The organism is Bacillus sp. MZGC1 (assembly GCF_002998605.1).
GTDB lineage: Bacteria > Bacillota > Bacilli > Bacillales > Bacillaceae > Bacillus.
The window spans coordinates 405273-426562 of sequence record NZ_PVRE01000001.1 but is presented as its reverse complement, the minus strand read 5'-3'; the positions used below and the strand labels follow the sequence as shown (position 1 = coordinate 426562).

Genomic DNA, 21290 nt, shown 5'->3' with positions numbered 1-21290 from the left:
ATTCCACTAATTTCATTATTATATGCTGTATGGTTGGTTTATGCAATACTCTAATACATCATTCGACAGCTTTTGAAATTTATGACCATTTTCATGAAAAACTTTTTTATAAATCACCATTGAGCTATAATAAAAGAATTGGAATCTTTTACTTGGTTAGGAGCGGATCAAATGCTTCAGCACAACATCAACGAAGAAGAAATCAAACAAACAGCCGAACAGCTCAAAGAACTTCTTCCTGCAACAGATGAAAACAAACAACTCATCAAAAAAGCATTGATTACTTATAGACAGGACAGTGTATATCGTCTCAAGCAAGAATCTGATACGGAATGGTCAGCTTATGTACATGATGTCGTGGCAGCAAGAGTCCACCTTCATGTGCTGTTTCCTGTGAGAAGCAGCTGCTCATGTCCGGCGGATGGACTTTGTAAACACATTCTCGCTGTCTTCTTTTCGCTATACGCTCAAGTAGAGAGTGTGACCGGATTTACAGAAAATTGGTCAGAAAAGGATGAATTACAACGTAGCAAAGAATTGATTCGCCAGCACTTCCAAGTGAAGCGCCCAGACGAACAATCACTCCAAAGCTGGCTGAATTTTTTCCAAGAGGAATTTAACCTCTGGCTGAAACGGACACCAAAGCACCAGCAAACACCGCAGCATTTGTATTACGGCTATTTATCAATCCTAAAAAAACACGCACCTCATTCACCTGAATTCAAGAGTTTGTATGCGATTCATACCTCAATCGATGTGTGGTTAAGGATTCATCAATTGATCGACCTCGAACGGCTTGATGCCGAGAAGGATTTTTATTCCATGAATCCATATGTAGAACAGCTCATGAACACCATTTTCGATTCAGTGGATCACTTGAAGACATACGCCCTTTCCTTTTCCCTCGATCCGTTTCTTGAAAACACACCAACTGCCGTTCGGGCACTTCTTCAAATAAACGGACCTTTCCAGCATGAACGAGTAGCGGTCTTTATGGAGATTTGGGGCACCATATTAAATAGAGGGAAATGGGTTAAAAAAGAAACAGAATTACTGAAGAACGCTCAGCAGCAAGAACAAACGGTTGAACGTACCATCGGGCTGATGCACATGGATTATTTACAGAAAGAAGACGAAAGCCTCTTTCAGCAATTACAGCTGCTCAATGCAGATATGCTGCCAAATGTGCTCAATTGGCTGAAGGATCTCACAAACCGCAAGGACTGGAAGCGGCTCAAGCTCTGGTATCATGAGATCACCTATATTTTAGAGGAATATTGCCAGCTCGACCTTTCCTATAGAGAACTGCGAGGAGCCGTCAGTGATTTCTTCTTTTATTTAGACGCATACTTTAAGCAGACGAAGGATCATCATTTATATGAACGCTACCTCCAAATCTGCATGCCCTATGCGTTTACTGAATATAGTCAGCTATTATATGCACAGCAGCGTTATGCAGAATGGATTGAGATTCACAGCCTTGTTGGTTTCTCCATCAGTGAACTGGAGAAGGATCTGATCAAACAAATTGCAAAAGAGGAGCCTGAAGCGCTCATTCCATCGTACCACCGTGAAATCTCACTGCTTCTCGATCAAAAGAATCGAAGTGCTTATCGAGAATCTGTGAAAATGCTAAAAAAACTACGCACGCTTTATCATAAAACGAAAAAAACCGCGATTTGGGAAAGATATGTCAAGCAGCTGCAGGATTCAACGAAACGGCTGCGTGCGTTCCAAGAGGAAATGAAGAAAGGAAAATTAATTGATGACACGCCATAAACAAATTGTCATTCATGCAGAACAAACAGAAGATTTCTCTTTCACCATTTCAGCGCAAGCAGAGGACGGACACCCTGTTCCACTTAATGAAATGAAGAGGCAGCTTTTCCAATGGCACGAATCGTCTTTTTACGGAACATTTTTAGAAGATGTGAGCTTTATTGGCACACCTGCCTTCCTGTTAAGCCCTTGGATGACCGTTGAATTACTAGGAAAAAATTCATTTAATACCTTTAGTCATGTGACATTAACGGATGAAACGGAACCACTGATGAAGACAGCCTCCACCATTTACGAATTCATCGAGGACGAAGATTTCGTTCCCGATTACGAGGCGTGGACAGAAGGTGTGCTTCGGTTTAAAGACAAAGAAGGACTATTAGATGGCTATACGGCTGATTGGTTCTCCTTTGCCGTACAGGATTACATTCAATATGATGATGCCTTGCAGCACAAATGGAACCGCATGACAGCACAATCGCCTGCGCTCTCATCCTTCCAAGGACACTTTTTGGATGAGCAGGATTTCTTGGAGACGATTGGCTGGATTGATGACGAGACGCCTTTCACTGTCGGCTTGCGCTTAAATGAACCGGATTTCGACGGAGATGATTGGAAAATCGAATTGTTTTTGCGTAATAAGAAAAACAGCGACCTTCACTTTTTTGAGGGTATCCGTTCATTGAAAAGGTCTTGGCATCCGTATCAAGATAAAATCTCAAGAGAGCTGGAGCGATTCAGTCAAATTGTACCTTGGCTCTCTTTCACATCTGGCACCACGCTCATGTCAGAAGACGAAGCATGGCTCTTCCTGTCTGAAGCAAGTGAAACACTTGTGAATATGGGCATTGAGATCCTGCTCCCATCGTGGTGGCAAATCGTCAAAGAAAGCACCATGATGCTAAAAGCAAGGATTTCCTCTACCCCGCGAGGCGAGTCGCATGTCGGAATGGATGCCTTGATGGACTTTAATTGGCGCTTTGCTACAAACGGCATCGAGCTGACAGAAGATGAGTTCAACGAGCTTGTCCAAAGTAAACGGCGCCTTGTCAACATTCGAGGGCAATGGATCAAAATCGATCCAACCTTCATCCAGCAAATGAAAAAATGGATGGAGCGCGCCGAAAATGAAGGGCTGCACATGTCTGATATTTTGTCACGCGAGCTGGCAGATCAAGAAGCATCCTCTGAATCGATACCAGAACTGCTAGACAGCTCAGCATTTGCACATATTCAATTTGAACTTTCGTCTCAATTAAGAGGACTTGTCCATCAGTTAAATGATACGCATGAGCTGCCTTCCTACGAAATGAGTGAGTCCTTCAAAGGCACACTAAGGCCGTATCAGCAGCATGGTGTCAACTGGCTGTTATTTTTAAGATCTCATGGATTCGGGGCTTGTTTAGCAGATGATATGGGCCTTGGAAAAACGATTCAAATGATTGCGTATTTCACATATCTGAAAGAGCAGAAGCAAAATGCCGCTCCATCTCTCATCATTGCGCCGACCTCTGTTTTAGGAAACTGGCAGCGAGAGCTTGAAACCTTCGCACCACATTTGAATGTCGCTCTGCATTACGGGCCATCGCGCCCTCAAGGGGAACACTTTACAAAGGCATACGAGTCAACAGATATTGTCCTGACGTCTTATGGACTCTCACATTCTGATCGTGATGAATTAACGTCAGCAAAGTGGGATACGATTTGTTTAGACGAAGCCCAAAACATCAAAAACGCCCATACGAAACAATCGAGAGCGATCAGACAGCTCAAAGGGCAGCATCACATTGCCCTTAGCGGGACACCTATGGAAAACCGTTTGACAGAGCTTTGGTCCATTTTCGACTTCGTCAACAAAGGATATCTCGGCAGCCTGACGAGCTTTCATAAGAAGTTCGTCCTGCCGATTGAAAAAGACCGTGATGAAAAAAGAATTGAACAGCTGCAGCAGCTGATAAAGCCCTTCCTATTAAGAAGAACAAAGCAAGATGAAGAGGTCGCCCTGAACCTGCCTGAGAAACTCGAAGAAAAAGAATTCATTCCGCTATCCGCTGAGCAGGCTTCTTTATATGAACAGCTCGTGAAGGATACATTCGAACACATGGCTTCGTTAACAGGAATGCAGCGGAAAGCCATTATTTTAAGTATGCTCGGCAGACTCAAACAGATTTGCGATCACCCGGCTCTCTATTTAAAAGAGAGTGGAACAGATGTGAAACTGCTGAAACGTTCATTAAAAATGGATAAACTCGCAGAGCTGTTAAAAGCAATACATGAGCAAGGAGAAAGCTGCCTCATCTTTACGCAGTATATTGGAATGGGGAACATGATCAAGCAGCTGGCGGAAAAGATGTTTGGAGAACCAGTTCAATTTTTAAATGGCAGTCTGTCAAAACAGGAGCGGGATAAAATGGTGGATCGCTTCCAGAAGAAAGAATTCAACATCTTAATTCTCTCTTTAAAAGCAGGAGGAACAGGACTTAACCTAACTGCCGCAAACCATGTCATTCACTACGACAGATGGTGGAATCCTGCTGTGGAAAACCAAGCGACAGACCGTGCTTATCGGATCGGACAAAAACGATTTGTTCACGTCCATAAGATGATCACAACGGGCACGATTGAGGAAAAAATCGATCAAATGCTCGAAACAAAACAAACGTTAAATGATCAAATTATCCAAAGTGAAAGTTGGATTACTGAGCTATCGACGAACGAACTAGAAGATTTATTCACATTAAGTGCGGCCGCTCAATCATCTTAATCCCAGCAAAAAGAGGACTTTTCTCAAACATGATGAAAAGTCCTCTTTTTTCATTTCATATGAACTTAGGTTAAATGTGCAGCTTTTTCAATGCAGATTTCACGTTCATATACGTATTCAATTCACGGAAGTCCTCTCTCATTTCTCCCATTTTCATCGCAAGATTCGGTTTAATTCCTGTCACAATGAGTTCAGTACCAGTCATTAAAATTAAATCGTTCAGCTTAAAAATTGCATCTGCCACAAATGAATCCACTTCTAATAAACCAGACAGATCGACAATAAAATAATCGTCCTTGGATTGAGAGATATAGGTGGAGACTGTTGAGATAATTTTATGAAATCTTGGCGCTGTTAACGTACCAATGATCGGTAACACAGAAATACCATCTTTCACAGGAACAATTGGAACAGAAATATTCAGCACTTCATCAATCGATTGCTCAAGAAGCTCCTGCTGTTCCTTCTCTTTCGTGACATCTTTTTGCAGACCAACGAAATAAAGACGTTTTCCTTCATTTTCGTCAATCCAAAGAGGAGCCACACTTAGCTCATTCCAAAACATCTGTCCAGATTTTTTATAATTTTTCAGCTGAACAGTGACAGCTTCTTTGTTCTCAATAGCTGTTCTAATTTGATTGAGAGCGATTTGCTCGGTTTCATTTCCTTGAAGGAAACGACAATTTTTCCCCAATACCTCGGGTTCTTGATAGCCTGTCATATCTAAAAAGCCCTTGTTCACATATATTAAAGGATTATCAGGTAAAGACGGGTCCGTCACCGTCAGGCCAACCTGAGTATAATCTAAGGCTTCCTTGATTAAATGCAGATTTTCGGACTTATAAGATTCCAGCGCCATTCGTTTACTCTCCTTAATTTCTTACAAGCGGGTTATGTTCATAATTAAATTATATGATGTTCCACATCAGGTGTAAATAGAAGTAGTTCTGAATTCCTCTTTTGTAGAATGCGCTTTATCCTATGTGATTTATACAACGACATCCGATTCATCTATTTCAAAAGGTGTCGAATCATATGCGCCACACCATGTTCATCATTTGTTAACGTGACATGATCAGCGATTTCCTTCATATCCTGTCTCGCATTGCCCATCGCAACCCCAACACCAGCTGCTAGAAGCATCGATTCGTCATTTAAACTGTCTCCTACAGCCGCTGTCTGGCTTAAAGGAATACCAAGTCGTTCTGCCAGCCTTGTTAATGCCTGCCCTTTAGATGCTTCCTTTGAACCAATTTCAAAGTTATGATCGGCTGAACTAACCATTGTGACATCTGAATCATCACCAAACATATCCCATCCTGCCTTCAATCTGTCTTCAAAGAAAGAGAAACCTAAGATATTGTAGAATGAAAGCTTTCGATCCTCACGGAACAATTCTTTATATGTATCAATATAAGAAAAACCTGACTGACTGTATTGAACTTCTGCCGCTTGTTTTAAAATATTTCGATCCGTTTTTGGATTAGCACTTTTTAAGCGGTCCATTTCAATCGCAAGAAGCTCTCTGCCGCGATTCGGTGTGAAAATGGCTTCGTTTGTAAAAACTTCATAATAATAGTCACGTTCTTCAAGCCATGACAATATATGTTTGGCCTTTTCTTCGTGTAAAATAGCTGAATGGTACACTTGTCCAGCCGGATCATGAATCACAGCTCCATTGGCACTAATCACCCATGTATTCATACCAAGCTGATCAAAAATAGACCTCACATCAAAATACGCTCTTCCTGTTGAAACGACAACTTCCATTCCATTCGCCGCTGCTTCCTTTAATGCCTGCTCATTTTCCCGACTCACTTTGTGTTCACTGTTCAATAAAGTTCCGTCTAAATCCGTTGCGATCAATTGAATGTTTGTCATCGTTCTCTCCTTTTTGTCTCCATTTTCGGCTATCATACTGCTGATAAAATCCATCATCATTATGAAATGAGTATCCACTATTTGCAAGAGGTGATCGGTTTATCAGTGAATAAAAGGGTACCCGGCCACGCTACATGACCGGATACACACAAGGGGATTTACAGGGGACACATGACCTATACAAAGAAGCTATGGTTCTATTACGCAGTGTTCTTATGCACAAGGCAGCGTCTATCAGCTTTAGCTAGAGGGGGGCTGTCAGATGCTAGACGTTACCTTTTGTTTCAAACCGTACCTCCTTTCCTTTCAACTGCCCTTAGTCTACTGAGAAAGGTCGTATGTGACAAAACATGAAAATGACAAAATGATCTCTCAAATTCTCTATTTCCTCTTTAATTTCTGTTTTTTACCGCTTGAGTATAAAACATCATCTTGTTTTGTTTGATGAAAAACTTATTTTTCATAAATTGATAAAAAACGTCTGAATGAATCCAATTACTAGAAGGCATGTGAATATAATCAGCACCGTCCCACGCAAACCAATAAAAACAAAGCTGTCCGTCATGAATTGACAATTGAAATTCAAAGCAGTCCATTTGATCCTCGGTGACGTATTGAAACGTGAGTGACTCGCCTTCTTCCATGTACACATCACAAAATGAAAGAATGTCTCCCCACGAATAAACGCGCATTGTGCTCTTTGCCTTCTCCTCGCCAATATGTATGTTTCGCAATTGATAGGACTCCATAAAACATCTCCTTTCACTCATATGCAGCTCGTTCTAAGCAGGCAGCGGTTTCATTTATAAAGATGTTGTATGCTATAATAATACTTACGAATAATGAACGCTTGTGAGGTGATAAATATGAAAACCTTTAGGCTGATTGATTTAAAAATCGAACTTGATCCAAAGCAAGATAAAATGTCCAGCATTCCCCTTCGTGACGGTTTAATCATTAATAAAGAAGATGGTGAAAATCACTGGATGATCGAGGCACTCATTCCAAAGAAACATAGACAGGTGTTTGAGGTGCTTTTTCAACAGCACACTGAAGTGAAGATTCTTGTGACAATCACAAAAGAAAACAACCGCCCTGTTCATCTATCTGTCCAAGTCAAAAACATTGTTGCTTTAGAAGAAAACATTTCTGTGCTGCTCGATGGTAAAATGATTACAAACCGTTACAGAACAGAAACCGAAGAAGTACTAAAAGACCTCGTCAAAGAGGGGCTTTCCGGAGAAAAACTGCTGGATGCATTTAAACAAAACACATAAAAAAGAGCGGGATTAGCCGCTCTTTTTCTATTGCACATCTTTCGATTGGCTTTGATTTTTCAATAGATCTCTAATTTCAGTTAGTAAAACTTCCGTTTGATCCGGCGTTTCTACAACCTCTTCTTCCTCTACCTTTTTCCGTTTTAATTTATTCAAATAACGAATAAAGATAAAAATGGAAAACGAGATAATCAAGAAATCAATCACTGTTTGAATGAAGCTCCCATATAAAATTTGAGCAGATCCGATCTTAATAGATAGACTGCTAAAATCATGTCCCCCAATAATAATACCGACGAGCGGCATGATCAAATCATTCACAAGAGAAGTGACAATTTTGCCAAATGCTCCCCCAATGATGACACCTACAGCCAAGTCAATGACATTTCCCTTGACTGCAAATTCTCTAAATTCTTTCAGCATCTTTTATCACCTTCATCTTTTTTTGTCTAATATGACGTTTTTTTGTCAAAAATGCAAGTCCTGATCCGTTCAGGCTGGTCGTTTCCATATAAAAAGCGATTCATCCTTGATGAACCGCCAGGCAAATCATGATACTTTAGGACCGATAGAAAATGTTAGTTCTGCTTCACATGCAACTTCGCCATCTACTGTAGCTACTGCTTTTCCTTTTGCAACCGGACCTCGGAGACGCGTCACTTCTACCTCTAAACGAAGCTGATCGCCAGGCTTCACCTGTCTTTTGAAACGGCAGCCGTCAATTCCTGCAAACAAACCAATTTTCCCTTTGTTTTCTTCTTTACCTAACATAATCACCCCAAACACCTGTGCAAGTGCTTCTACAATAAGCACACCCGGCATGACTGGGTATCCTGGGAAATGACCATTAAAAAATTCTTCGTTCACTGTGACATTTTTAATCCCAACCGCTCTTTTCTCTCCCTCAACCTCTAAAATACGGTCGACCAATAAGAATGGATAACGGTGTGGAATAATGTCTTGAATTTGCTGAGCATCAAGCATATCTTGATCTCTCCTTTTTTCTATATCGATGATCTTCATTTGATTCCTATAGAAGTATATTATGAATGCTCGTATTTTTCAACGTCCGCTCTGCATATATGGTAAAAAATAGAATATATCATTACCTATTGTCATCAAATATAATCCACACTACACTCATTGTTTTTTCACAAATATGGTAATATATATTACATCATTGATTGAATAAGAGGGTAAAAATGAATTTTATGAGTGATAAATCCATTAAAAAACTTCTCCATTCGTGGTATACAATGCTGAAGCATCGACATTTTTCGAAGGCTGAAGAAATCAAAACAACTCTATTAAAGCATAAACGTAAAATATCAAAAAAACAGGAACTCTATTTACATTATCAGCTGATGCTTTTTCGCCATCAGCTCTGGATGAATCAGACAGAGGACCTAGAAAAAATCAAACATGAACTGATGCAGCACAAAGATGATATGAACGAAGAACTGGCCTATTACTTTTACTTCTTTCTAGGGCTCTACGAAGCTTTAAACAGCGATCAAAATGATGCGATCTACTATCTCGAAAAGGCGGAAGAACGCCTGTCATTCCTTAACGATGAGCTGGAGGAAGCAGAGTTCCATTTCCGAACAAGTGGTGTTTATTATAACAACCGCTATTCGTTGTTATCAATTCGTCATGTTCAAAAAGCCATGGATATCTTTGCAAAGCATGGGGATGATCATAGCCTCTATCGTTGTAAAATTGTGCTCGGCCTTAATTATAGCGATCAAAAAAAATATGAGGAAGCAGAAGCTATTTTTATTGAGATCATCGAATACGTGAAAATCATTGATGATCAAGAATTGCTCGGTATCGTTTATTATGACGCTGGCTTTATTCAGTCGAGACAAAATCGTCACAAGAAAGCGCTGGAATACTTTAAAAAAGCACTTCGTCTCCCAGCATACCGGAAGTCCGCACACTCCTATATATCGTGCCTCTACGAAACGGTGCGTTCTTGTTATAAAGAAAATTTAACCGATGAAGGAATGAAGTATATTCAAAAAGGATTAAAAGAAGCCGTTGTTTCTCAGTTTGATATTTTAAGAATCAAGTTCCAAATCTTATTTCTTCTCTACAGCCAAACGCCAAAGGCAGATGAGCAGATCGCAAGGCTCGTCACATGTCTTGAACGAAAAGAAGCTTGGATTGATCTTGAGGATCTGCTTGCCGATGTCTCAGATTTTTATAAAAAAAAGGGCGACTTTGAGCGAGCCGCCTTTTTTATCATGAGAGGCTGATGTCAACCTGCTCATTATCGAATTGTATTCACTAATCCAAGCATCTGATCACCCATCGTAATCGTTCTTGAGTTCATCTGATAGGAGCGCTGTGTTGTCATGAGATCTGTTAATTCTTTAGACATGTCCACATTCGACGTTTCAAGTGCACCTTGCTGAAGTTGAATCGCTTGGCGGTTTGCTCCATTTAGTGCCGTTAATGCACCTTGATAAGTACCGTCAACTGAGAACAAATTATCTCCTTCAGAGACAAGTGCTGAAGAGTTATTGACTTGTACAACACCTAGATTCATTTGCTGATTCGGTTGATTATCTCTTGAAATGGCTGTCAGACGTCCATTTTTATCAATTGAAATATCACGGAAATTCGCATTTAAGACGATTTCATTTCCGTTTTCATCAAGAATCGGATGGCCTTCGCTAGTGACAAGCTGCACTTGATTACGATTATTGCCTGGCTGTAAGTAAAGAGAACCATCTCTTGTATAACGGATATTACCGCCGACATTGACCTGCATATACTGAGAAGGCGCTCCAAATGCAACATCAAGATCACGGCCTGTTTCTTTAATCGAGCCTTGCAGCGAGTTAATGGACGCATTGACCATCGTACCCGTACCAAGCCTTAGTCCATCAGGTGTCAGACGACTGTTTGCCACCTGCGCATTTTTTTCATCCACCTGGTTGAACTGTTGTCTGATCAGCTCTGAGAAACGGGTATTTTTCGCACGGTACCCTGTTGTTTCACTGTTCGCGATGTTATTACTGATAATATCAAGCTGCTTTTGCACTTCGTTCATTGATACAGCTGCATTGATCATCGTTCTAAGCATGAGAATCCTCCTTTCTTTGTCATTTCTTGATTAGTACACTCTGCCAATTTCATTTACTGCTTTTTCTAAGCTTTTATCATACGCCTGAACCACTTTTTGGTTTGTTTCAAATGCTCGATAGGCGGTTGTCATTTCTGTATATGATTTTGTCACATCCACGTTCGACAGCTCCGATACACCTTGACTTAACGTATAGGACATTTGACCGTTATTGACTGCGCTTGGCAGGGGCTGGTTATCAGCTGTACGGTATAAATCATTTCCTTCTCTCGCTAAGTTCCTTGTATCCATCGCAACACGTACATCAATTTGCCCGAGATTTTGTCCATTTTCACTCACAGTTCCATCTGCGTTCACTTTGAAATTCTCACTCTGAACCGTGATTGGCTGACCTGTCACAGAAAGAAGGGCACGCCCATTGATAGTCAACTGATTTTGTGCGTTCATTGTAATTGAGCTGCTTTTCGTATAACGAACGCCTTCTGGGGTATTGACCGCATAAAAGAGCGCTGATTTCTGATTGGTCTCCGGATTGATCGGCACATTATTTTCGACTAGTGCTACATCCGTTGTTTGATCTGTTGTTTTTAAAGTTCCTTGTGTAAATTGAGGGATTAGTTCCTGCATATATGTTCCCGTATTAATGCCGCCAATCGGCGTTTGCTGCGGAACACTAAAACCTTTTCCTGAGGAAGTTTGAAAACGTCCTGACTCCATTCGGCTTAGCAGCATTTCTGGAAATGCCCGCATGGTCCCCTCATCCGCTTTATATCCTGGCGTATTCGCATTTGCGATATTATTTGAAAGCATTTCTGTCCGCCGCTCTTGAGCGATCATGGCAGATGTTGCGGTGTATAGTCCTTTTAACACGTGCTCACCTCATTAAAATTCTTTCACATGACCTAAACACAATCTTCTATGAAATATATCGGCATATTTGCAGGGTTCTTTAATAAAAATCCCCCATTCTTTCGAAAAAGAATGAGGGACATCATTAGCTGAGTTTACGCTTTGGCAGCTTGTCCATATTATCAAGCATGACGCCAGTACCAACAGCTACACAATCCATCGGATTCTCGGCAACGAAAACTGGTACTTTCAGCTCTTCTGCAAGCAATTGATCAAGCCCGTTTAGAAGAGCTCCGCCACCTGTAATGATGACGCCGCGATCAATAATATCAGCTGATAATTCAGGCGGTGTTCTCTCAAGAACTTGCTTCGCAGCCTGAACAATCGCAGATACAGATTCACGCAATGCTTCTTCTACTTCTTTGCTTGTGACGGTAATCGTTCTTGGTAATCCTGTCACCATGTCTCGTCCACGAATTGAAATCTCTTCGTGACGTGCGTCTGGGAATACCGTTGCAACTTGGATCTTAATATCCTCAGCCGTGCGTTCACCGATCAACAGCTTGTACTCTTTTTTAATGTAGTTGAGAATTTCCAGATCAAATTTGTCTCCAGCCATTTTAATAGAAGAGGCGGTTACAATGTCACCCATTGAGATGACAGCGATATCTGTCGTTCCGCCTCCAATATCTACGACCATGTTTCCACTTGGCTGAAAAATATCCATACCAGCACCAATAGCTGCTACTTTTGGCTCTTCTTCAAGAAATACATGCTTACCGCCGCTTTTTTCAGCAGCTTCTTTGATCGCCTTCTGCTCAACAGATGTAATGTTTGTCGGGCAGCAGATGAGCATACGCGGCTTAGAGAACAGCCCTTTCACATTTAATGAATTAATAAAATGCTTGAGCATCGCTTCAGTTACTTCAAAATCAGCGATTACGCCATCTTTTAATGGACGAATCGCAACAATATTCCCAGGCGTACGTCCAACCATACGTCTAGCCTCTTCTCCAACAGCCAAAACTTTCCCGCTGTTTTTGTCAAGAGCTACAACAGATGGTTCATTTAACACAATTCCTTTTCCTTTGACATGAATCAGTACATTGGCAGTACCAAGATCAATTCCAATATCCCTAGCAAACATCTATATATATCCTCCTTGAAAATCTGTTTCCATAGCAAATACCACATTCTGCCCTAATTATATATTCTATCATAATTTGCAGAAAAAAAGATATTTCTTTACAAAAGTCTTTACAAAATTTGTGGTTAGAAACTACCGATATGAGGAAGATATATATGTCATGTTTATGAACAAAGAACTAAGCTTACTGTTTCACAGGCTCGCCTTCTAAAATTTCTTCTTTTTTATACTTTAATTTAGTGGCTTCTCCTCCTCGCAAGTGGCGGATTGATTTATGATAATCCAGTATCTCCTTCACTTCATTAGCCAGATCTGGATTAATTTCTGGCAGTCTTTCTGTTAGATCCTTGTGTACAGTACTTTTAGAGACTCCAAATTCTTTCGCAATTACACGAACGGTTTTCTTTGTCTCCACGATATACTTTCCTATCTTGATTGTTCGCTCTTTGATGTAATCGTGCACACCACTCGACCTCCCTAAAATGGATGTGAGAAGTGTGAAATGAGATCCGTATCAATATTATCCATTTTCAGGGGCGCTTGTTCGTCTTAATTTCTCATCCATTAGGTAGTAAATGCCAAACACGATCCCTCACCTCAAACACTCTCTTTGTCAGGTTTGTAACAGTGTATTAGCATTGCATAGGGAATATGCTAAAAATGAAGATGGGACAAGGGATTTATCAGAAAATGCAATCATTTCGAGTGGCGAAAATTTTCACTTTACAAGAATGGGTCGAGCACGTAAAATAGGAAAGGTGATTTTATTTACCTAGCTAAATATTTAAAAAAAGGTGAGCATATGGATACGTTAAATAGAGAGTGTTTACATCAAATACACCAAAGCGCCAGGTTGCTGTCTAAAAAGGCGAACGAAGCGCTTGTTGCTTATGACTTGTACATGTCCCAATGGACTGTACTTTTTTGTTTGGATACATTCGGCCCGAAAACCCAAAAAGACATTTGGACATATTTGAACGTCGAAGCCCCAACCATTACCCGAACCGTAACCCGTCTAGAAGCTAATGGCTGGGTGAAACGTGTACAAGGAAAAGACAAACGTGAAAATCTGATCGTGATGACAGATGATGCTAAGGCCCGATTTGAAGAAATCAAACGTACGATGGAACAATTTGAAGAAGAATGTCTTTCAGATTTCACCCACGAAGAAAAACAACTCCTCCATACACTTTTACACAAATTATCAACTGAATAGGAAGTGACATACATCATGAACGAACGCATTTGGACAAGAGACTTTATCATGATTGTCCTGGTGAATTTATTTACGTTCACCTCTTTTTATGCCCTTTTGACCTTGCTGCCTATTTACACAATGGATGAACTAAATGGAACAGAATCACAGGGTGGCCTTCTTGTGACGGTTTTCTTATTGTCTGCTATTGTGACAAGACCGTTTTCTGGAGCCATTATTGAGAAATTCGGCAAAAAACGGATGGCGATTTTCTCGTCAACGGCATTTGCCTTACTCACTTATTTATACATTCCGATTGATCAATTCCATACGCTTCTCATGCTGCGTTTCGTGCAGGGCATCTTTTTTAGCATTTTGACGACAGTAGCCAGTGCCATTGCGGCAGATATGATCCCGAAACATAAACGCGGGGAAGGACTCGGCTACTTTGTCATGTCCATGAACCTTGCTGTGGTTATCGGTCCATTTATTGCATTGAATCAAGTAGGAAAAGTAGGATTCCATTCCTTATTCCTTCTCTTTTCCATTATCGTTACCATCGGTGCCGCTTTTACGATGCTGATCAGACAGCCAGAGCTTGAAGATGGGGGTAGTGTCGTCTTTCGATTTACTTTTTCCCACCTGTTTGAAAAAGGTGCATTAAAAACAGCGGCAGTCGGCATCATTATTTCCTTCTGTTATTCGCCGATCATTTCATTTATTTCAGTCTATGCCAATTCCCTTCACTTGATGGGGGCAAGCAGTTATTTCTTTATTGTGTTTGCGGCAGCCATGCTTGGATCACGTCCTTTTACAGGCAGACTTTTTGACCGAGTAGGACCTCACATTGTGATCTATCCTTCGATCGCTCTTTTTGCGATTGGTTTATGGATGCTGACAGCTACACATTCAGCTACAATGCTTCTTTTATCAGGTGGTGTCATTGGACTTGGCTATGGATCGCTAGTACCATGTTTACAAACACTTGCCATTCAGCACTCACCAGCTCACCGTACAGGCTATGCGACGGCTACTTTCTTCACTTTATATGATACGGGGATTGCTGCTGGCTCATTTGTATTTGGTCTTCTTGTCAGCTTCACCGACTTTTCAAATGTATATCTCATTGCAGGTATTGTTGTCTTGCTCAGTATGATTGTTTTTTATTGGAGCGAACGAAAGCCCCAAGAAGCAAAAGCACAGAAGGTCTCCCTATCAGAATAGGATACTATTTTAAACTTCATCGGAAACATGCTAAAATATAGGATATTTCAAATAGACGATTATTTGAAAAATAGTTGGCATTAAGCGAAGGTATAGGTGATGTTTTGAATTACGAATTGTTTAAAGTCATACACGGGATGGCTCATCATTCTGAGTTTTTAGATCAAGCCATGATTTTCATTACGAAAAAGGCCATTCTTGTGTATGCCCTTGTCTTATTGATTTGCTGGTTTTTAGGTAATCACAAATTTAAGAAGCATGTCTTCTTTTCCGGTGTAACGGGCATCGCGGCACTCATCGTCAATTTTGCGATTACACTGTTTCATTATGAAGAGCGGCCGTTTGTGGCGCATAAAGTCGACACACTCATTCCGCACTCAGCAGACGCTTCCTTCCCAAGTGACCATACAACAGGTGCACTGGCTCTTTCACTTGCCATTAGATCTCGTAATAAAAAGCTTGGCAACATCTTGCTCGTCTTTGGATTACTCACAGGATTCTCCCGCATTTGGGTCGGTCACCATTATCCATTAGATGTCTTAGGCAGCTTAGTCGTATCGATCGTGGTTGTCTTTATCATGAATAAATTATGGAAGTTCTTTGACTCTCCAATTGACCGCATTGTCACTTTCTATGAGACAATTGTAGGGAAAATATTCAGAAGGAAGCAAAAGGATCAGGGCTCTGACCTGTCTAACTCTTAAGCGGCTTGCGATAACGTGATGAAGAATCTTCTTCCACTTATCGCGCCGCTTTTTTTATTGGCTGTCCTCCTCTGACCTTGTTCGAAAAATAAAGACTGACACCGATGCCGGTAAGGGAAATCATGATCAACGTCCAGCCTAACTGCTCAAAATGAGGACCAGCAATTTCATCCCCAAACAGCATACCGAGGACAGCAGACGACAGAATGGAACCAAGGTAACGGCATGTTTGAAAAAGCCCGGAGGACGTGCCAATCATATGCTGAGGACTTGCCTTGAGCATCGCCGCTTGCAGCGCAACATTCCCAATCCCGTAACTCAGTCCAAGCAGCGCTAGAACCACCCCTTTTCCCCATAATGGTGCCGGAATAAAAAAGAAGGTCATCGCAGATGCTCCAGCCAGCATCAATACCGCACTGGCTAATACCGGATGGCGTTCATCCCCGCGGTCCACCCACTTTCCTGTCAGCGGCGACACAATGATGCTCACCCCAGACATGCACAGCATAAAAAGACCCGTCATTTCCACACGCCAGCCTAATTCATCCTGGAAATAGCTCGGCAAACCAAAGAAAAGACAATAGAAAAATATATTTAAAATGATAAATTGCACATACACAAGTGACAGCCGCTGCTCCTGTCTGAACATTCGAATTTGAATAAACGGTTCATCCACCTGATACTCCCACCAGATAAAAGCGCCTGCACTCACGAGACAAAGAATCCCCTGTACATATTGAATCCCATCACCTAGTGATAATAAAAACGAAAGCAGAAGGACAATACAAACTGTAAAAAGAAGCATCCCTGGCAAATCGAGCTTCCGTACCGTTTCACCTATACGAAGCTTTCTCTTTTTCTGCTCCTTTGGAAACAAAGTTAGTCCAAGAAAGAAGCTGATCAAAATAAAAGGCAGGTTCACTAAAAAGATAGCCGGCCAGCCGCCGATTGTCATCAAAAAGCCGCCAAGAGTCGGTCCAAGTGCCGTCATCGCCGAAGCAAAAATGGACAATACCGCTAACGCCGAAGCCTGCTTTTCCTGAATATGATCCCGAATGAGTCCGACACCAGAAGGATAAATGGCACTGCTCCCAATCGCCTGCAGCAGCCGGATCACAATCAGCACTGCAAACGTTGGGGCAAACGGCGCACAGATGGCTGAGACCGCCACAAGACCTAGCCCGAATAAAAATAATGTTCTCCGGCTCATCACATGATCCCCAATCCGGCCGCTCACCGGCTGAGTCACCGCACTGGCTAAATAAAAAGACGAAATAAGCCAAGATACAGTCGTAAATGACAAACCGAATTCATGCTGAATTTGATGCAAGGCCAAAGAAATCATCGAGGAATTCAGCGGATTTAACATCGTTCCAAAGGCAATAGCAGTTAAAAAAACCTTTCGGCTGTCTCTCCATTTGTTCATACACCGACCCCCTTTTTGTGATCTGGCATGTTTTTTGCCAATCCTTCCGTTATTATGAGATTGATTTCCCTTTTTTACCCTAATCAATTCAAGTTCTCTCTCAGAAAAGCAAGACATACATTTTAAAAAGGGCGAGTGTTGGAAAAACACATATAAAATTGAGAATATGAGGAACAAATGGTAAGATGCTACACATATTTAAAAGCCTACTTTCTCCTTATATGGAGAACGGCTGAAAAGGAGGAGAAGCTTATTATTAAAAAAAGACGGTTTTGGGTCCCAGCCCTTTTCTCGGTTGCAGTATTACTTCTGTCTTCGTGTGGTTCAAATGAAACAAATGGGAACGGAGATAAACGTAATTCTACAGCGAAAGGGTCGCCAATTTTGGAGGATGGAAAATTTATATTTGCAGCATCAGGTGAATTTCACCCGTTCAGTTATATGGATGGAAATCAGATGTCAGGCTTTGATATCGATGTAGGCAATGCGATTAGTGACAAACTAGGCCTCGAGCCTATACAGAAAAAATATAAATTCGCAGGCATCGTCGAAGGTGTGAAAGCAGGAAAATTTGATGCGGCAGTTGCAAGTCATACCATCAATGAGGAACGAAAAAAACACGTCCTTTTATCTAAGCCCTATTACTACTCTGGTCCGCAAATTTTCACAAGACCTGGAGCAGACATTCAACATGCTGATGACTTAAAAGACAAAGAAATCGCTGTATCAAAAGGCTCGTCCTACGCTGATATTGCAAAGGAACATAGCGGGCAGGAACCAAAATATTACGACAGTGATGTAGTCGCTTTAGAAGCACTGGCCAACGGAAAACACGATGCAGTCGTGACGGATTTCGCCACAGGTGCGGAAGCCATGAAGAAAAAATTAAAAATCGAAGCGCAGGAAAGACTCGGACTAAGTGAGCAGGCAATCGCTGTATCAAAAGAAAATAAACAGCTCATAGAAGAGATCAACGATGCGATTGACGCACTAAAAAAAGACGGAACATTAAGACAAATTAGCGAGAAATACTTTGACGAAGACATCACGGTCAAACAAAATTAAAACCACGATTGTGCGCCTTTCTTAGGCGCACTTTCTTCAAATGGAGATGATTGTTTTGCCTACTCTATCACATTTTTTTCAGACGCTGATTGATTCTAGAGGTATTTTTTTAGAAGGAATGCTGCTCACCTTACAGCTCACTGTGATCAGCATCTTCATCGGCATGTTCATCGGACTCTTCTTTGCTTTATTGAAAATATCACGCGTGGCTGTCTTCGGTTATATCGCCAACGCCTATATCTTCCTTGTACGCGGAACACCACTGATTGTTCAAATTTTCATCCTATATTTTGGACTGACCGAATTAAATATCCCCGACTTCTGGGCTGCTTCCATTGCGCTCGCCTTTCATAATGGAGCATATATAGCAGAAATATTCAGAGGCGCCATCCAATCGATCGATCAGGGGCAAAAAGAGGCAGGACGCTCTCTTGGCATGGGACGTTTCCTAACAATGAGACGCATCATTCTCCCGCAAGCAATGCGGCGCGCACTCCCCCCTCTTGGCAACCAGTTCATTATCGGCTTAAAAGATTCATCACTCGCCGCCTTTATTAGCGTCAATGAACTATTTAACGTCGCCACGACCCAAGGCTCCAACAGCTTTGACAATATGACCTATTTACTTGTTGTAGCCGTCTATTACTTAGTTCTTGTCCTGCTGTTAACATTCGCTGTCCAAACCTTTGAGAAGAAACTATCGGTCAGTGACCATTAGGAGGAGAAGCATGACAGAATCAAAGGAACTCATTCGTGTTGAAAAACTCAATAAATACTTCGGAGAGCTGCATGTTTTAAAGGATATCGATCTCACCGTTTATGAAAATGATGTAGTCGTCTTAATTGGTGCCAGTGGCTCTGGAAAAAGCACCCTGCTCCGCTGTATGAACTTTTTAGAAATAAAAAATGATGGCCAGATCATCATTGATGGGAATCCAGTACATCCAAAACGAGATCAATTAAACGAGATGAGGCAAAAAATAGGCATGGTGTTTCAGCATTTTAATCTCTTCCCGCATAAAACTGTGCTTGAAAACATCATCGAAGCGCCTGTCATGGTGAGAAAAACAAAAAAGGCTCAAGCTGTATCAGAAGCCAACGTCCTGTTGGAAAAGGTCGGACTTGCGGATAAGGCCAACGTATATCCTTCTAAATTATCAGGTGGTCAAAAGCAGCGTGTGGCCATTGCAAGAGCTCTCGCCATGAAGCCAGATGTCATGTTATTTGACGAACCTACGTCGGCCCTCGATCCAGAGCTTGTAGGCGAGGTACTGCAAACAATGAAAAGTCTCGCAAAAGAAGGCATGACGATGGTCATTGTCACACATGAAATGGGCTTTGCGAAAGAAGTCGCCGATCGTGTCGTCTATATGCACGAAGGCCGCATCGTCGAAGAAGGCACCCCATCAGAATTGTTCGATTCTCCTCAAGAGGAACGAACCAAGCTGTTTCTCAGCTCCATTTTATAGGTCAAACGCCCTTTATTTTTCGTGCTCAATGCACGTTTTTTCTCTTTTTTTACGAACTTTTCATCCATTTATATTGAATATAACCAAAAACCATGTAAGATTAACTCACACGGTTATGTTATATATGACTTTTCTCTCTATAATGAAGAATTAAGAAATCAATTAATTCTGAATGATTCAGGGGGAATGCAGCATGCAAATGGCTGATACAGTATTTATGTTCTTCTGCGCACTACTCGTGTGGTTAATGACACCGGGTTTAGCCTTATTCTACGGAGGACTCGTGAGAAGTAAAAACGTCTTAAGTACAACCATGCACAGCTTAACTTCACTAGCAATCGTCTCCATCGTATGGATCATGTTTGGCTATTCCTTGGCTTTTGCGCCAGGCAATGCATGGATCGGAGGCTTAGACTGGATTGGACTAAAAGGCGTTGGCTTTGAACCTGGTTCCTACAGTGAGACCATTCCACATTCATTGTTCATGATGTTCCAAATGACCTTTGCCGTCTTAACAACAGCCATCATCTCAGGTGCCTTTGCTGAACGAATTCGCTACTCAGCGGTCGTCGTGTTTACACTCCTTTGGGTCACATTTGTATACGCGCCAGTCGCACACTGGGTATGGGGCGGCGGTTGGATTGGCGAAATGGGTGCACTTGACTTTGCTGGAGGAAACGTGGTTCACATTTCATCTGGTGTTGCGGGTCTAGTCGTGGCGATTGTGCTCGGGAAGCGTAAAGAAGCAGCAAACTCTTCTCCTCATAATTTGATCTACACCCTTCTTGGCGGAGCTGTCATTTGGTTTGGATGGTTTGGCTTTAACGTTGGAAGTGCCCTTACATTAGACAGTGTCGCGATGTATGCCTTTATTAACACCAATACAGCTGCTGCTGCAGGAATCATCGGCTGGCTGTTAGTAGAGTGGATGATCAACAAAAAGCCTACTATGCTCGGCGCGATTTCTGGAGCCATCGCAGGTCTTGTCGCGATTACACCTGCCGCAGGTTTTGTCACCCCATTTACTTCTATTATCATCGGAATCATCGGCGGGATCGTGTGTTTCTGGGGAGTCTTCTCACTCAAAGCCAAATTTGGCTATGATGATGCACTGGATGCATTCGGGCTTCACGGAATTGGCGGGACTTGGGGAGGTATTGCAACTGGACTTTTCGCAACAACCTCTGTCAATGACGGCGGAGCCAATGGCTTATTTTACGGAGATGCCAGCTTACTTTGGAAGCAAGTAGTCGCTATTGTTGCCACCTACGCCTTTGTAGCCGTTGTGACATACGTGATCATCAAAGTGGTCAATCTCTTCTTCAAGATTCGTGCAACCGAAGAAGAAGAATCAGTGGGCCTTGATTTAACCATGCACGGTGAAAAAGCCTATCAAGATTAAAGAAAAAGGGGTGTCTC

21 protein-coding genes are annotated in these 21290 nt (G+C 41.7%); 11 read left to right on the top strand and 10 right to left on the bottom strand.

Annotated features, from left to right (window positions below):
• Nucleotides 1-171 precede the first annotated feature (171 nt).
• Both C6Y06_RS02145 and C6Y06_RS02140 read left to right on the top strand, forming a co-directional pair.
• Complete coding sequence (locus C6Y06_RS02145) at nucleotides 172-1779, top strand: SWIM zinc finger family protein (protein ID WP_106036449.1); 1608 nt, start codon at nucleotides 172-174, stop codon at nucleotides 1777-1779.
• On the top strand, nucleotides 1766-4543 hold the full coding sequence (locus C6Y06_RS02140; protein ID WP_106036448.1) for a DEAD/DEAH box helicase: 2778 nt from the start codon (nucleotides 1766-1768) through the stop codon (nucleotides 4541-4543). The genes C6Y06_RS02145 and C6Y06_RS02140 overlap by 14 nt, the downstream gene beginning before the upstream one ends.
• A 70-nt stretch (nucleotides 4544-4613) precedes the next feature.
• On the opposite strand, the gene ytvA is transcribed toward C6Y06_RS02140, so the two are convergent.
• The 3 genes from ytvA to C6Y06_RS02125 form a co-directional block, all read right to left on the bottom strand.
• A complete protein-coding gene (gene ytvA / locus C6Y06_RS02135) occupies nucleotides 4614-5402 on the bottom strand; it encodes a YtvA family blue-light photoreceptor (RefSeq protein ID WP_034660232.1) in 789 nt (262 codons plus the stop codon).
• Nucleotides 5403-5554: 152 nt separating this feature from the next.
• Nucleotides 5555-6415 carry a Cof-type HAD-IIB family hydrolase gene (locus C6Y06_RS02130; RefSeq protein WP_212039387.1) on the bottom strand — a complete coding sequence of 287 codons (861 nt, stop codon included), beginning with the start codon at nucleotides 6413-6415 and terminating at the stop codon, nucleotides 5555-5557.
• A gap of 401 nt (nucleotides 6416-6816) precedes the next feature.
• Nucleotides 6817-7173: a hypothetical protein gene (locus C6Y06_RS02125; RefSeq protein WP_060597468.1), complete on the bottom strand. Its 357-nt coding sequence runs from the start codon at nucleotides 7171-7173 to the stop codon at nucleotides 6817-6819.
• A gap of 117 nt (nucleotides 7174-7290) precedes the next feature.
• On the opposite strand from C6Y06_RS02125, the gene C6Y06_RS02120 reads away from it, so the two are divergent.
• Nucleotides 7291-7701 (top strand): YwpF-like family protein, encoded by a 411-nt coding sequence (locus C6Y06_RS02120; protein WP_003215215.1) that lies wholly within the window; start codon nucleotides 7291-7293, stop codon nucleotides 7699-7701.
• A 27-nt stretch (nucleotides 7702-7728) separates the two neighbouring features.
• Here the strand turns inward: C6Y06_RS02120 and mscL are convergent, their stop codons facing one another.
• Nucleotides 7729-8124, bottom strand: coding sequence for a large conductance mechanosensitive channel protein MscL (gene mscL, locus C6Y06_RS02115; RefSeq protein WP_034660234.1), 396 nt, complete (start codon nucleotides 8122-8124; stop codon nucleotides 7729-7731).
• Between the two features lie 126 nt (nucleotides 8125-8250).
• Nucleotides 8251-8685: a 3-hydroxyacyl-ACP dehydratase FabZ gene (gene fabZ / locus C6Y06_RS02110; protein ID WP_012011512.1), complete on the bottom strand. Its 435-nt coding sequence runs from the start codon at nucleotides 8683-8685 to the stop codon at nucleotides 8251-8253.
• Between the two features lie 218 nt (nucleotides 8686-8903).
• Between fabZ and C6Y06_RS02105 the strand changes: the two genes are divergently transcribed.
• Nucleotides 8904-9959, top strand: coding sequence for a tetratricopeptide repeat protein (locus tag C6Y06_RS02105; RefSeq protein ID WP_060597469.1), 1056 nt, complete (start codon nucleotides 8904-8906; stop codon nucleotides 9957-9959).
• A 14-nt stretch (nucleotides 9960-9973) separates the two neighbouring features.
• Here C6Y06_RS02105 and C6Y06_RS02100 read toward each other — a convergent pair whose 3' ends face one another.
• From C6Y06_RS02100 to spoIIID, 4 genes are all read right to left on the bottom strand, one after another.
• Nucleotides 9974-10792: a flagellar hook-basal body protein gene (locus C6Y06_RS02100; protein ID WP_066031629.1), complete on the bottom strand. Its 819-nt coding sequence runs from the start codon at nucleotides 10790-10792 to the stop codon at nucleotides 9974-9976.
• A 30-nt stretch (nucleotides 10793-10822) separates the two neighbouring features.
• Complete coding sequence (locus C6Y06_RS02095) at nucleotides 10823-11662, bottom strand: flagellar hook-basal body protein (protein ID WP_003215293.1); 840 nt, start codon at nucleotides 11660-11662, stop codon at nucleotides 10823-10825.
• A 124-nt stretch (nucleotides 11663-11786) separates the two neighbouring features.
• Nucleotides 11787-12788, bottom strand: coding sequence for a cell shape-determining protein Mbl (gene mbl, locus C6Y06_RS02090; RefSeq protein ID WP_012011515.1), 1002 nt, complete (start codon nucleotides 12786-12788; stop codon nucleotides 11787-11789).
• Between the two features lie 184 nt (nucleotides 12789-12972).
• Entirely contained in the window at nucleotides 12973-13251 is a 279-nt protein-coding gene (spoIIID, locus tag C6Y06_RS02085; RefSeq protein WP_008343327.1) for a sporulation transcriptional regulator SpoIIID, read from the bottom strand.
• Nucleotides 13252-13590: 339 nt separating this feature from the next.
• On the opposite strand from spoIIID, the gene C6Y06_RS02080 reads away from it, so the two are divergent.
• From C6Y06_RS02080 to C6Y06_RS02070, 3 genes are all read left to right on the top strand, one after another.
• Nucleotides 13591-14004 (top strand): MarR family winged helix-turn-helix transcriptional regulator, encoded by a 414-nt coding sequence (locus C6Y06_RS02080; RefSeq protein ID WP_060597470.1) that lies wholly within the window; start codon nucleotides 13591-13593, stop codon nucleotides 14002-14004.
• A gap of 15 nt (nucleotides 14005-14019) precedes the next feature.
• Complete coding sequence (locus C6Y06_RS02075; RefSeq protein ID WP_060597471.1) at nucleotides 14020-15207, top strand: MFS transporter; 1188 nt, start codon at nucleotides 14020-14022, stop codon at nucleotides 15205-15207.
• Nucleotides 15208-15311: 104 nt separating this feature from the next.
• A complete protein-coding gene (locus C6Y06_RS02070) occupies nucleotides 15312-15911 on the top strand; it encodes an undecaprenyl-diphosphatase (RefSeq protein ID WP_034660243.1) in 600 nt (199 codons plus the stop codon).
• Nucleotides 15912-15948: 37 nt separating this feature from the next.
• Here C6Y06_RS02070 and C6Y06_RS02065 read toward each other — a convergent pair whose 3' ends face one another.
• Complete coding sequence (locus C6Y06_RS02065) at nucleotides 15949-17337, bottom strand: MFS transporter (RefSeq protein ID WP_034660246.1); 1389 nt, start codon at nucleotides 17335-17337, stop codon at nucleotides 15949-15951.
• 177 nt (nucleotides 17338-17514) lie between these two features.
• On the opposite strand from C6Y06_RS02065, the gene C6Y06_RS02060 reads away from it, so the two are divergent.
• From C6Y06_RS02060 to C6Y06_RS02040, 4 genes are all read left to right on the top strand, one after another.
• Nucleotides 17515-18402: a transporter substrate-binding domain-containing protein gene (locus C6Y06_RS02060; protein WP_034660247.1), complete on the top strand. Its 888-nt coding sequence runs from the start codon at nucleotides 17515-17517 to the stop codon at nucleotides 18400-18402.
• Nucleotides 18403-18442: 40 nt separating this feature from the next.
• Nucleotides 18443-19120 carry an amino acid ABC transporter permease gene (locus C6Y06_RS02055; protein ID WP_078061638.1) on the top strand — a complete coding sequence of 226 codons (678 nt, stop codon included), beginning with the start codon at nucleotides 18443-18445 and terminating at the stop codon, nucleotides 19118-19120.
• A gap of 10 nt (nucleotides 19121-19130) precedes the next feature.
• Nucleotides 19131-19871, top strand: a complete 741-nt coding sequence (locus tag C6Y06_RS02050) for an amino acid ABC transporter ATP-binding protein (RefSeq protein WP_034660250.1) — start codon at nucleotides 19131-19133, stop codon at nucleotides 19869-19871.
• Nucleotides 19872-20064: 193 nt separating this feature from the next.
• Entirely contained in the window at nucleotides 20065-21273 is a 1209-nt protein-coding gene (locus tag C6Y06_RS02040) for an ammonium transporter (RefSeq protein ID WP_034660251.1), read from the top strand.
• The last annotated feature ends 17 nt before the right edge of the window (nucleotides 21274-21290 follow it).